General features: G+C 31.2%; 12 protein-coding genes. All 12 read left to right on the top strand.

Going from position 1 to position 13,352, the window contains the following annotated elements:
• Positions 1-146 precede the first annotated feature (146 nt).
• A complete protein-coding gene (locus JS605_RS15820; RefSeq protein ID WP_203258699.1) occupies positions 147-1,145 on the top strand; it encodes an SDR family oxidoreductase in 999 nt (332 codons plus the stop codon).
• A gap of 109 nt (positions 1,146-1,254) precedes the next feature.
• On the top strand, positions 1,255-2,538 hold the full coding sequence (locus JS605_RS15815; RefSeq protein ID WP_203258698.1) for a nucleotide sugar dehydrogenase: 1,284 nt from the start codon (positions 1,255-1,257) through the stop codon (positions 2,536-2,538).
• Between the two features lie 23 nt (positions 2,539-2,561).
• Positions 2,562-4,070: a lipopolysaccharide biosynthesis protein gene (locus tag JS605_RS15810; RefSeq protein WP_203258697.1), complete on the top strand. Its 1,509-nt coding sequence runs from the start codon at positions 2,562-2,564 to the stop codon at positions 4,068-4,070.
• A complete protein-coding gene (locus tag JS605_RS15805; protein ID WP_203258696.1) occupies positions 4,067-4,705 on the top strand; it encodes a CatB-related O-acetyltransferase in 639 nt (212 codons plus the stop codon). The genes JS605_RS15810 and JS605_RS15805 overlap by 4 nt, the downstream gene beginning before the upstream one ends.
• Complete coding sequence (locus JS605_RS15800) at positions 4,692-5,846, top strand: glycosyltransferase (RefSeq protein WP_203258695.1); 1,155 nt, start codon at positions 4,692-4,694, stop codon at positions 5,844-5,846. Before JS605_RS15805 ends, JS605_RS15800 begins: the two co-directional genes overlap by 14 nt.
• A 4-nt stretch (positions 5,847-5,850) precedes the next feature.
• Positions 5,851-6,960, top strand: coding sequence for a polysaccharide pyruvyl transferase family protein (locus tag JS605_RS15795; RefSeq protein ID WP_203258694.1), 1,110 nt, complete (start codon positions 5,851-5,853; stop codon positions 6,958-6,960).
• Entirely contained in the window at positions 6,953-8,071 is a 1,119-nt protein-coding gene (locus JS605_RS15790) for a glycosyltransferase family 4 protein (protein WP_203258693.1), read from the top strand. Before JS605_RS15795 ends, JS605_RS15790 begins: the two co-directional genes overlap by 8 nt.
• Positions 8,061-9,044, top strand: a complete 984-nt coding sequence (locus tag JS605_RS15785; RefSeq protein ID WP_203258692.1) for a glycosyltransferase family 2 protein — start codon at positions 8,061-8,063, stop codon at positions 9,042-9,044. Before JS605_RS15790 ends, JS605_RS15785 begins: the two co-directional genes overlap by 11 nt.
• A gap of 10 nt (positions 9,045-9,054) precedes the next feature.
• Entirely contained in the window at positions 9,055-10,173 is a 1,119-nt protein-coding gene (locus JS605_RS15780; RefSeq protein WP_203258691.1) for a glycosyltransferase family 4 protein, read from the top strand.
• Positions 10,174-10,200: 27 nt separating this feature from the next.
• The gene (locus JS605_RS15775; RefSeq protein ID WP_203258690.1) at positions 10,201-11,304 is read left to right on the top strand and encodes an EpsG family protein; all 1,104 of its coding nucleotides are present in this window, start codon (positions 10,201-10,203) and stop codon (positions 11,302-11,304) included.
• Positions 11,305-12,201 (top strand): glycosyltransferase family 2 protein, encoded by an 897-nt coding sequence (locus JS605_RS15770; protein ID WP_203258689.1) that lies wholly within the window; start codon positions 11,305-11,307, stop codon positions 12,199-12,201. It abuts the gene before it with no gap.
• Position 12,202: 1 nt separating this feature from the next.
• Positions 12,203-13,348 (top strand): glycosyltransferase family 1 protein, encoded by a 1,146-nt coding sequence (locus tag JS605_RS15765; protein WP_203258688.1) that lies wholly within the window; start codon positions 12,203-12,205, stop codon positions 13,346-13,348.
• The last annotated feature ends 4 nt before the right edge of the window (positions 13,349-13,352 follow it).

Below are 13,352 nucleotides of genomic sequence, written 5' to 3'. Positions count from 1 at the left end.
CATCAGACAGGTTTTACCTTGAAAAATGAACTGTTAATCTAATAAGTTGAATTTTATCGTAAAAACATGAACTTAATATATTTTTATCATTGGTTACATTTATTTTTACAATATTTGCGCAATAATATTCCAAATCTATTATAAGCATGATTAATGATGCCCAATTTAAAATATTAAAAGGGAAAACAGTATTAATTACTGGAGGTGCTGGATTCATAGGTTCCAATTTATGTGAAACCCTTCTTAGCCTAAAAGCTAAAGTTATCTGTCTTGACAACTTAGCAACTGGTAAGATGGAAAATATAAATCCATTTATAAAAGATTCTAATTTCAAATTTATAAAAGGAGACATTAGAAATCTAGAGGATTGCACAAGTGCATCTAAAGACGTAGATTATATTCTACATCAAGCTGCTTTAGGTTCTGTTCCAAGATCCATCAAAGATCCTCTTACTACTAATGAAGTTAATATATCTGGGTTTCTAAATATGTTGGTTGCTGCAAGAGATGCAAAAGTAAAGCGCTTTGTTTATGCTGCTAGCTCTTCTACTTATGGGGATCATGAGGCATTACCAAAAGTAGAACACACTATAGGAAAACCCCTATCCCCATACGCTATTACTAAATATGTTAATGAGCTTTATGCCGACATCTTTAACAAAACTTACGGAATAAATACCATAGGGCTTAGATATTTTAATGTATTTGGTAAAAGGCAAGATCCAAATGGAGCTTACGCAGCAGTAATACCCAAATTTGTTCAACAATTTATAAAGCATGAATCTCCATACATAAATGGAGACGGTTCTTACTCGAGAGATTTTACCTACATATATAATGTTGTTGAGATGAACTTAAAAGCCTTATTAGTAGAGAATGATGATGCACTTAATCAAGTCTACAATGTTGCTTATGGACAAAGAACTACCTTAAATGAGTTGGCCAATTTATTAAAGTTTCACTTATCTAAATTTGATCCAAAAATAAATGATGTTGAAATAAAATATAGAGATACACGACTTGGGGATATTCCTCATTCTTTAGCTTCAATAGAAAAAGCTAAACTGCTGTTGAAATACAACCCACATTATGATATCAATAGTGGCTTAGAAAAAGCGGTGTCTTGGTATTGGGAAAACTTATAAAGTATAAAAATTAATAAGGTATGTTCTGTTAATGTAGGATATGTGAAGTAGGCGCTACCATGTCTGTCTTAACAAAATACAGATTTTATTGGTCAATAATTAAGATTATATGAATACAGAAAGTAAAATTGCAGTTATAGGGTTGGGTTATGTAGGTTTACCCCTAGCCCGTTTATTTGCAACTAAATATCCTGTTGTAGGGTTTGATATTAATGAAACTAGAGTAAAAGAATTGCAAAAAGGTAAAGATGTTACGCTTGAAGTTGATGATGATGTTTTAAAAGCTGTTCTTAAAACAACCGTTAATGATACAGTTGGTTTATTTTGTTCATCAAATATAGATGATATTAAAAACTGTAATATTTATGTTGTTACTGTTCCTACGCCTATAGATAAAAACAACCGACCTGATTTAACACCTCTATATAAGTCTAGTGAAACCGTAGCTAAGGTTCTGAAGAAAAATGATATTGTTATTTATGAATCTACAGTTTACCCTGGGGTAACAGAAGATGAATGCGTTCCTATATTAGAAAAAGTGAGTGGCCTTGAATTTAACGTTGACTTTTATGCGGGGTATTCTCCAGAACGCATCAATCCTGGAGATAAGGAGCATACCGTAGATAAAATTTTAAAAGTAACAGCAGGCTCTACACCAGAGATAGGAGAAAGAATTGATAAATTGTATTCTAGTGTTATAACTGCTGGCACTCACCTTGCCCCAACAATTAAAGTTGCAGAGGCAGCTAAGGTTATTGAGAATTCCCAAAGAGACATCAACATCGCTTTTGTTAATGAGTTAGCCAAGATATTTAACTTAATGAATATAGATACGCACTCAGTATTAGAAGCTGCAGGAACTAAATGGAATTTTTTACCGTTTAAACCAGGACTAGTAGGAGGTCATTGTATCGGTGTAGATCCTTATTATTTAGCTCAAAAAGCTCAAGAAGTGGGATACCATCCTGAAATAATTTTGGCTGGACGTAGAGTAAATGATGGAATGGGGCAATACGTAGCATCCGAAGTTATTAAACTAATGGTAAAAAAAGATATTAAAATCAAAGGTGCAAAGATTTTGGTTTTAGGAATTACATTTAAAGAAAACTGTCCTGATGTAAGAAACACTAAAGCTGTTGACGTCATAACCAACTTGAAAAGTTATGATACAGATGTTACAATATTTGATCCATGGGCTGCCAAAAAAGAGGTAATGCATGAATATGCTCTCGAAACAACCGATTCTTTACCAAAAGAAAAGTTTGATGCAATTGTATTAACCGTGGCCCACAAAGAATTTCTCAATATAGATTTAAAGAGCGTTTTACAACCTAATGGTGTATTATATGACGTAAAAGGTATCTTAGACAAAACCGCGGATGCCAGACTATAAGTCTAAAATTAAACCAAACTGTTTTGAGCCAACTTAAAAAAGGAGCTTTTCTTAATTACGCGACTATAATTTTGACTAATGTAGTTGGGCTTTTACTAACACCCTTCATATTAAAATCACTTGGAGATGCCGAATACGGTGTGTATACTGCTATTGGTGCTCTGGTAGGTACGATTTCCCTTTTGGATCTTGGCTTGAACAATACTATAGTAAGATTTGTTGCCAAATACAAAGCCGAAAAGGATCGTAAAAGTGAAGAGAACTTTTTAGCCACAACAATGTTAATTTATTTTATCATCTCTATATTTATAATTATTGTTGGAGTTTTGTTTTATGGTCATATTGGGTCGTATTTCACAAAAATGAGCCCAGATGAAATAAAAATAGCTAGAGTCATATTTGTTTTATTTATTTTCAATCTCGCCACAGGAATTCCAGGTGGTAGTTTTAAGGCAATTTGCTATGGCTATGAAGAGTTTGTTTTTCCGAAATCCTTAGACATTGTTCGCTATATTATTAGGTCTTTAGTAGTCGTATTTGTACTATTTGCAGGCGGCAAGGCTATAGCATTGGTAATCATAGATACTATTTTTAATGTTTTAATGACGTCTATTTTTTTCTATTATGTTCATTTTCGACTTAAAGTCAGATTTAAGCTCCATAGTTTAGACTTTGGATTTATAAAACATATTTTTAGTTATTCGGTATGGATTTTTGTTTACGGAATTGTGGCACAGTTTCAGTGGAAAGCTGGTCACATTGTTTTGGGGAAAATTTGTGCACCTGAAATTTTGGCCATTTATGCCATAGGAATAATGCTAGGAAGTTACTATGGTGCTTTTTCATCTGCTATAACAAGTGTATTTTTACCGAGGGCCACCCAAATGACGGTAAACAACTCTTCTCCAAAAGAGCTTACCGATATGATGATTAAAATAGGAAGGGTTTCCTTTATTGCCTTACTCTTTATTTTGGGAGCATTTATTCTTTATGGAAAACAATTTGTTTTTCTTTGGGTTGGTGCCTCTTACTATGAGTCCTGGATTATTGCGGTGGCAATTATGTTTGCCTTTACAATACCATTAGTACAGGGATTTACAGGAGCTTTAATAGAAGCTCAGAACAAAGTAGCATTTAAATCTATTACATATTTGGTTTTTATGATTATTGGTACGATAATAGGGTACTTTTTAGCATTGAAGTATAACGGTTTAGGCATGATTTCAGGAACAATAATTGGATGGGTGCTTGCGCAAAATATTATGAACTTCTTTTATCACCGTGTTTTAAAATTGAACATATTAAGATTTTTCAAGGAATTGTTTCAAAAAACATTAATTGCCTTTATTATTATTAGTTTTTTAGGATATTTTTTAACTCTAATACCTGGTACTGGCTGGCTTAATTTTGTTTTGAAGTGTGGATTATATGCTGTCATATTTATATTTGTCATATACAAACTCGGTATGAATGAGTTTGAGAAAAACTTATTTCTAAATACCGTTAATAAAGCATTAAGAAGAAAGTCATGATGTCACGTATTCGTAAAATATTATGGAGAATATTGGGTATTGATTTTAGGCATACCATGAGAATTCATGATTATATATTTCTTGATAAAGATAAGTACACATCAATTGGAAAAAAGTCATACAATAATGGGGCTCTTATATGGAGGTGGACATCAGCTCCCATAAATATAGGTAAATATTGTAGCATAGCAAATGGGGCTAAATTTATCGCTGATGCAGGATATCATACCAGCTCCTCTGTAACTTCATTTCCTTTAATAAATAATTTTTATAAAGACAACCAAAAACGGTTTCAAGAACTCAAAAAATCAATTCTGGATACTATTCCTCAAAAAGAAGGGATTACAATAGGTAATGATGTATGGATTGGAATTGGAGCAACTATATTACCTGGGGTTTCTATTGGCAATGGTGCTACAGTAGGATCTAATACTGTAGTGACTAAAGACGTTCCCGATTATGCAATCGTAGTTGGTAGTCCGGGACAAGTTATAGGATATAAGCATGACGAAAAAATTCGTGAAAAACTTAATAAGATAGCCTGGTGGGATTGGTCAGAAGACTTAGTGAAAGAGAGAATAGCTGATTTTTACGGAGACATAGATTCATTTATTGAAAAATATGGCAAGAAATAAAAAACATATTGCTTTTGTTATAGAATCTCTTCATTGTGGAGGTGCTGAAAAAAGTTTGGTAACGCTGCTTCAGAATATTGATTTAACGAGATATGTTATAGACCTATACTTAGTTAAAAGAGGTGGTGAGTTTGAAAAATTTGTACCAAAACCTGTTAGCTTTAAAGAAATACCAGTTTCTGTTGGTGTAAGCCTTATAAGAAAACTTATCAATAAAGTCAGATATTTTGTGCACAGACTAAATAGTTCTTTGCATACAGCACAACTATACTGGAAATACAACAAAGAGAATTACGCTAAGGTTAATAAAACTTACGATGTTGCTATAGCATATAATCAGGGATTTTCAACTTATTTAGTTTCTGAAAAAATCGATGCAAAAGTTAAATATTCTTGGCTTAATACCGATTATAAGCGTGCTGGATACAAAATTGAATTAGATAAGTTCTATTATCTAAACTTTAATAAGGTGGTTTGCGTTTCAGAAGAAAATGAGAATGTTTTTCTTAACGAATTAAATCGAATAGATTTAAAGCTTCAAACTACAGTAATTAAGGATATAGTAGATGATGAGTTTATAATCAAAAGAAGTGAGGAAAAAATAGATTTACAGAAAAGCGACAAGGCTATCTATATATTAACCGTAGGTAGGTTGGTTAAAGCAAAAGGTTATAACCTAGCAATTCGGGCTTGTAAAAACCTAGTAGATGCTGGTCATAATATAAAGTGGTTGATAATTGGTCAGGGGGAAGAAAAAGAAACCATAGAGAACGCTATTAAGCAATTTAATTTAACTAATAATTTTATAATCCTTGGTTACCAGGAAAACCCCTACCCTTACATAAAACATTGCGACATCTATGTGCAAACATCTGTTTTTGAAGGGCTTGGACTATCTTTGATAGAAGCTTCAATATTAAAGAAACCTATTGTAACAACAAACTTTCCTAGTGCCTATGGGATAATTGATAATAATAATACAGGATTAATTTGCGAGATGACACCACGAGGTATTACTGATGCTGTTGAGACTTTGATAAATGATACTGCATTAAGAAAATTTTTTAAAGCAAATCTGGCTAAAAACAACAACAAAGACAAACAAGTTATACTTGAAAAGGTATATGGTTTAATAAAATAAAATTATGAAAATCAAGACAATAACATGTCATGAAGTATATAACTATGGAGCGAGTTTACAGGAATATGCTCTTTTGAAATATCTTGAGGAATTGGGGCACGAATCTAAGACTATTCGCTACAAGCCCCCCTACCTAAGTGATCATTTTAAGCTATGGAAAGTTAGTAATGGTTTTTTTGATAAAAACATAATTCTGAGATTAATATATTTGGTTCTTAAATTTCCAAGTAGAGTTTATAACTTAAAAAGAAAGAGAGCCTTCGACAAATTTTCTAAAGAACACATTAATTCTGGATCTAAGCTATATCATTCCAATGAAGAACTTAAAAATGACGTTCCAGAAGCGGATGTATACATATGCGGTAGTGATCAAATATGGAATTCTTTTTTTCAAAACGGAAAGGATCCAGCTTTTTATTTAGATTTTGTTCCTGCTAATAAACTAAAAATCTCGTATGCCGCCAGTTTTGCCATAGATGAGCTAGAAGAAGACATAAAGCCTTTTGTTAAAGAAAAAGTTTCTAAGATAGATTTCGTTTCGGTTAGAGAGTCATCAGGTGTCAGAATTCTAAACAATTTAGATATTAATGATGCCATTCAGGTGCTAGATCCCGTATTTCTTCTCTCAAAAGAGTTTTGGATAAATACATTTAATCTAGAAAAATCCGATTTAAATTATAAATATATTCTCATTTATGATTTTGACCAAAATGATGAAATAAAAAGGCTTGCACTAAGGTTGAAAAACCAATACTCCTATAAAATCATTACCATTAATGAAAAAGTCAATTATGCTGATAAGAATTTTTTCCTTGAAGGACCAATTAAGTTTTTGTCACTCATAAGACATGCGGAATTTGTTATTGCTAATAGCTTTCACGCTGTAGCTTTTTCTATAATATTTAAAAGGAAATTTGTAATATTCAACAGGTCAGATAAAATCAATACTAGAATGAGAGACTTGTTAGCCCTTCTAAAAGTACCACACTTACTAATTAGTAAAGAGAGTGACTTTGATGCAGATTTGAACTATTCCTATGCCTCTGATGAATTAGAAAAGCAAATAGAAAAATCTAAAAACTTTTTAAGCAAATCAATATCAAGTAATGACTAAATTATTATTTATTACCAATAATATTTCTGGCCCAGGTGGATTAGAACGAGTACTTGCTCTAAAGTCTAATTACTTGATTAACAATTTAAATTATGAGGTTCATATACTCACTTTGAGCCAAGCTAAAAATGAAAGTCCGTTTTATGATTTTAATGAGGGGATATTATTCCATAAGATAAAAATTAATACTAATCCTATATTTTATTTTTCTTCATATTTATCGAATTTAAAAAACAAAATAAAGGAAATAAAGCCTGATTTAATCTCATTTTGTGATGATGGTATTAAAGGAATACTAGCCCCTGTTTTTCTCAAAATAAAATGCCCCTTAATTTACGAAAGACATGCGTCAAAGAGGATACATGTTGAATCCAAGACAGGTAATATACTCAAAAAGGTTAAACTTAAGCTTCTTAATCTTTTACTTGATTATGGAGCAAAGAAATTTGATAAAGTAGTCTTATTAACCAATGGCAATAAAAACGAATGGAAAATAAATAACAGTATTGTTATTCCTAATGTTTTATCCTTTTTCCCTGAGACAACCTCTAATTTACAATCCAGAAATGTTATAGCTGTTGGTCATCATAATCATAATAAGGGGTTTGACAGATTATTAAAATCGTGGAAAATCGTTATTTCTAAACATTCTAATTGGAGACTAAATGTTTTTGGAAACAATGGGCAAAACATGACATATATAAACATGGCAAAGCAATTAGAATTAAATTCTAGTGTAACCTTTTATAAGGCTGTTAAAAATATTAAAGAGAAATATCTAGAATCTTCTATATACGTTATGCCTTCCCGCTCTGAAGGTTTTGGGATGACCATTATTGAGGCACAATCGTGTGGTTTGCCGTGTATCTCTTACGACTGTCCATCCGGACCTAAAGATCTTATACATAGTGGTAAAGACGGATTTCTTATAGAAAATGGAGACATAGAAAGTTTTGCTGAAAAAATTATTCTCTTAATTGAGAATTTGAATCTAAGATTTGAAATGGGAAAAAAGTCACGGGAAGGATCTAAAAAGTTCTTAGCGGAAAATATAATGAAAGAATGGGATAATTTATTTAAATCTTTAATAAAAGGTAATCATGCTTATTAGTATAATAATACCCGTTTATAATGCGGAAAAATATATAGAGAGATGCGTTAACTCTATTGTTGAACAAACTAAAACATTTCAAGATGTTGAACTGATTATTATAAATGATGGCTCGAAAGATGGAAGTACTGACTTACTAAAAGAGCTTGCTAAGAAAAACCAAAGTATTAGTTTACATGAACAGGAAAATTCAGGAGAAGGAGCAACAAGAAATACAGGATTACAATTAGCTACAGGAAAATATATTTGGTTCATTGATGCAGATGATTACATAGATACAGGAATTTTTTCTAGTATTTATAATGTTGTGAAACAGGTCAAGCCAGAAATGGTTGTGCTTAGTTATAAAACTGTTAATCCGGATGGAAGTGTTGTGTCGAGATTTAGATTGAAAGACAAAACTTACACCAGAAATGAGTTAATAGAGGCTTCGATATTTAATAATAATGTATGGTCTAAAGTTATTTCAAGAAAGCTAATTGCTTCGAATAAAATTACTTTTGATCCCTCACTAAAAACAGCAACAGATTTTGATTTTAGCCTGAGAACTATATTCTATTCAAAAAAAATAGTAACTCTAAAAGAAGCAGGCTATAATTATGTAATTGTTCCCACCTCAATTAGCAATATTAGAACTAACGAACATTTAGAAAGGTTAGCAAACGATTCTGTGATTGTCTTGAAGAATTTAACAAGTTTTTTGGATAAGAACGAATCAAGTTTTCCGGGAAGTAAAGCGATTTTCACTTTGTGGTTAGATAATTTTGTATATGGGCTTTTATTTAGCTTGTTCAGATTTAGATACAACACCAAATTTATAAATGGTATTATAGACAAGCTTAAAACAAACAACAATTATCCTATAAAACTGTCTAAAAACAAAAGTTTCTTGCAAAGAATGTTCATTTTAATAGCAAATAACAAAGAAACCTTTTTAATAGCTTGCAAAATTAAAAGACTAATAACAAGGTAAGAGTTTAAACATGAAAGTCGTTTTTATCATAGATCAGGTATATAAACACGGTGGAATCGAACGTATTCTATCCGTTAAGGCTAATTATTTAGCCTCTCTGAATTATGAGGTTACAATTATCACTACTCAACAGCGAAATAAGAATCGTTGTTATAACTTTCATAATAAAATTGTATTTGTGGATGTTGGGGCTCAATACCAAGAAGGACTATCCTATTTTCATCCAAAAAATTTGATAAAACTTCCTAAGCACATAATAAAACTTTCCAGATTACTTTCACAAATAAAACCGAATGTTGTAACTATTTGCAGTCATAGTACTGACACTTATTTTGTTCCTTTTATAAATAAATCTATTCCTAAGATAAAAGAATTTCACTTTTCAAAGTCTATTGAGAGTTATTCAAGAGAGCATACTAAAAGCTTATTTAAAAAGTATTTCTATAGATTTTCAGATTATGTAGAATCAAAATATGAAAGAATAGTTATTTTAAATAAAGATGAATTAAACTATTATAAAAGTTTAAATACGGTAGTAATTCCTAACCCTTCTACTTTTAGTTCTAAAAAAAGTGCTGCATTAAAGAATAAAATCGCAGTTACAGTTGGAAGAATTGCCCCAGTTAAGGGGTTTGACATATTGATGGATATTTGGAGTGAAGTGGCAAAAATCCATAATGATTGGAAACTGTATGTTTACGGTAATGGAGATGAGAGCTATTTAAAATATCTAAAAGAAAAAATTAATGAACTTAATTTGAATCATATTGTCATTCTAAAAGGAAATACAAACAATGTTGAAGCTGCACTATTGTCATCTTCATTTTTTGTTATGACTTCTCTTAATGAATGTTTCCCTCTGGTACTATTAGAAGCCCAGGCATGTGGATTACCAATTATTTCTTTTGATTGTCCTCATGGTCCACGTAATATTATTACAAAAGAATCAGGAATTTTAATTCCGGAACAAAATATTGATACTTTCGCAAATTCTGTTGTAGAACTAATTGAAAATAAAGGGAAAAGATTGGATATGGGAAAGGCTGCTAAAAAAAATATTAAAAATTATAATATTGAAGTAGTTATGGCTAAATGGATAGAAATGTTCAATGAAGTTAATAAAGAATAATGTCTAAAAAGTTTTAATTTTTTTGCTATGATAGATTTTATTCCTTTAGACTTATATTATGACTTTTACATAAACCTCATGCTTATTGCTACTTTATTGGTAATGGTAAATGGGTTAGCTGTAAATTTAAATGATTCGAGGAATATAGGGTCTATTCAATTCTTCGGTTACCTAATATTATTCTTCTTGATATTTTATGTAGGACTACGCCCAATTAGTGGTCGCTTTTTCGGTGATATGAGTACTTATGCAAAGCACTTTAGATATTATATTAATGGAGGAGAAGTTAAGGAAACAAAGGATGTTCTTTTTCATTATTTTATGAAAATCTGTTCCAATGTTATGGGGATTCATGCTTTTTTTACTACATGCTGCTTTCTTTATGTGTTTCCCTTGTTTAAGTTATCAAAAAAGCTTTTTGATAAATATTGGTTCTATGCCTTTTTCATGTTTACCATTTCATTTTCATTTTGGACTTATGGTACTAACGGAATTAGAAACGGGATGGCCACATCATTTTTTTTATGGGCATTAGCTTATCGCAACAATAAAGTACTACACATAGTACTTATGTTACTATCTATTTATACCCATAAGACTCTTTTACTTCCTGTATTGATTTACGCAGTAACATTTTATTACAATAATCCAAAATTGTTTTTCTATTTTTGGGTTGCTTGCATACCTTTATCTTTAGTTTTAGGAGGTTTTTGGGAAAACTTGTTTGCTAGTTTGGGTTTTGCAGACGATAGATTTGGAGGGTACCTAGTAGGTGAGAAAGATGAGGCTTTCGCTAATTCTGGTTTTAGATGGGATTTCTTAATTTATAGTAGTGGTGCCGTTGCTGTTGGTTTTTATTTTATTATCAAAAGAGGGTTTTCTGATGTTTTCTATAATAGAATTTTTTCCACATACATATTAGCCAATTCATTTTGGGTATTGGTAATAAGAGCAAATTTCTCCAACCGTTTTGCATATCTGTCTTGGTTTATTATGGGGTTAGTAATAATTTACCCTTTTCTAAAACAACAGTTTTTTAAGAATCAGCATTTAATGATAAGTAAAACAGTTTTAGCATATTTCTCATTCACATATTTTATGTCATACATTTATTACGCATTTTTAAGATAGATGAAACAGATAACTATATTTACCCCAACATATAATAGGGCTTATTGCTTACATCAGTGTTACGAAAGCCTATTAAGACAAACTAATAAAGATTTTAAATGGCTTATCATAGATGATGGTTCTAATGATAACACCAAAGAACTTATTAAATCCTGGATTGATGAACAAATAATAGAAATCATCTATCACTATCAGGAAAATCAAGGGATGCATGGTGCTCATAATACTGCCTACAGTTTAATTGATACAGAACTTAATGTTTGTATTGATAGTGATGATTTTATGCCAGACAATGCTGTTAAAGATATACTGGGTTTTTGGAATAAACTTTCAAAATCAGAAAAAGAGAGTGTCGCAGGAATTGTAGGGTTAGATGCAGACAAGAATAATAATATTATTGGAAACGAGATTCCACCAGATATTACAAAAACAACATTATATGACCTGTACGAGAAACATAAAATTTATGGTGATAAGAAACTTGTATACCGAACGGAAATAGTAAACTCCTACCCCAACTATCCGCTTTTTGAAGGAGAAAGGTTTGTACCACTGGGATACAAATATTTGCTCATAGATCAGGACTACGAACTATTGACTCTAAACAAACCTCTTTGTATCGTAGAGTATATGCTGGACGGTTCTAGCTTAAATATATTTCATCAATATAAAAGACACCCAAAAGGTTTTGCTTTTTCTAGAATTTCTGAAATACAATATGGAAGAACGTTTTCATATCGATTTAAAAAAGCAATACATTATGTGGCGAATAATTTAATGTTTGGAAACTTTAGTTATTTGAAAAAAGCACCAAGAAAGCTAACAGTTCTTTTAGCTACTATTCCTGGAGTACTTTTATACTTATATATTTTAATAAGAACGCGTAAAAAGAAGTAATATGAATCTACCCTTTCGTGTGCTACAGGTACTAACAATAATGAATCGAGGTGGTGCTGAAACTATGATAATGAACTATTATCGAAATATGGATCGTTCAAAAGTTCAGTTCGATTTTTTATTGCATCGTGAAGAAAGAGGTGCATTTGATGACGAGATCGAAAGTTTGGGAGGTAAAATTTATAGAATGCCACCAATAAGCCCCAATAATGCCTTTAAATATAGGGCTAAGTTAAAAGAGTTCTTTAAGACACATCATTACTCTGTTGTACACTCCCATCTAAACGGGTTAAGCTATTATGTTCTTAAAGCAGCAAAGCAGGCTGGTACTAAAACTCGTGTTGCTCACAGTCATATAGCCATTGAACCCATCACAATCGGTTCTTTTTTCGCTCCAAATAAACGTCTGGTATTTACTATTAAAGATTGCATCCAAAATTTGTTAAAGAAGAAAGTGCTAAAGGTAGCTACAAACTATTTTGCTTGTGGCACCAGTGCTGGTAAATGGTTATTTGGAGAACACGAGATGGATAAGGTAAATGTTATTAACAACGCCATAGACAGCTCGAATTTCGTCTTTAATTCAGATAAAGCTCAAGAAATTAAAAAAGACCTAAATCTTGAAAATAAAAGAATTATTGGGCATGTTGGTAGATTTGACGATCAGAAAAATCACTTTTTTCTAATCGATATTTTTAATGAAATTCACAATAAAAATAGCGAAATCGATCTGGTCTTGATTGGAGAAGGTCATCTGAAAAATCAGGTTATAGAAAAAGTAAAAAAATATAAATTGGAGAAAAACGTACACTTTTTAGGTGTTAGAAATGATGTTCATGAACTCTTAAACGGAATGGACATTATATTGTTCCCCTCTTTATATGAAGGTTTACCTGTGTCTTTAATTGAAGCTCAGGCATCTGGTTTAAGAATTTTGACTTCCAATACGGTAACCTCTAAAATAAATGTAACCGGCCTAGTTCATTTCAGATCTTTAGACGATTCAGCTGTTGAATGGGCAAATCTATTATTGAATTTAATAGATTATAAAAGAGAAAATATGAAAAAGAAGATAATAGAGGCTAATTACGATATTAAAAGTAATGCTTTAGTTTTACAAAAATTTTATTTAGATAATTTAGAATAGTTCT

Source organism: Hyunsoonleella ulvae (assembly GCF_016827605.1).
GTDB lineage: Bacteria > Bacteroidota > Bacteroidia > Flavobacteriales > Flavobacteriaceae > Jejuia > Jejuia ulvae.
This window is presented reverse-complemented; position numbering and strand designations above follow the sequence as displayed.

Bases quoted from the DNA above. Each gene is read 5' to 3' on its own strand.
- JS605_RS15770 (WP_203258689.1), top strand. From the start codon at position 11,305: ATGAAACAGATAACTATATTTACCCCAACATATAATAGGGCTTATTGC.
- JS605_RS15800 (WP_203258695.1), top strand. From the start codon at position 4,692: ATGGCAAGAAATAAAAAACATATTGCTTTTGTTATAGAATCTCTTCAT.
- JS605_RS15790 (WP_203258693.1), top strand. From the start codon at position 6,953: ATGACTAAATTATTATTTATTACCAATAATATTTCTGGCCCAGGTGGA.
- JS605_RS15815 (WP_203258698.1), top strand. From the start codon at position 1,255: ATGAATACAGAAAGTAAAATTGCAGTTATAGGGTTGGGTTATGTAGGT.
- JS605_RS15780 (WP_203258691.1), top strand. From the start codon at position 9,055: ATGAAAGTCGTTTTTATCATAGATCAGGTATATAAACACGGTGGAATC.
- JS605_RS15795 (WP_203258694.1), top strand. From the start codon at position 5,851: ATGAAAATCAAGACAATAACATGTCATGAAGTATATAACTATGGAGCG.
- JS605_RS15820 (WP_203258699.1), top strand. From the start codon at position 147: ATGATTAATGATGCCCAATTTAAAATATTAAAAGGGAAAACAGTATTA.
- JS605_RS15775 (WP_203258690.1), top strand. From the start codon at position 10,201: ATGATAGATTTTATTCCTTTAGACTTATATTATGACTTTTACATAAAC.
- JS605_RS15805 (WP_203258696.1), top strand. From the start codon at position 4,067: ATGATGTCACGTATTCGTAAAATATTATGGAGAATATTGGGTATTGAT.
- JS605_RS15785 (WP_203258692.1), top strand. From the start codon at position 8,061: ATGCTTATTAGTATAATAATACCCGTTTATAATGCGGAAAAATATATA.
- JS605_RS15765 (WP_203258688.1), top strand. From the start codon at position 12,203: ATGAATCTACCCTTTCGTGTGCTACAGGTACTAACAATAATGAATCGA.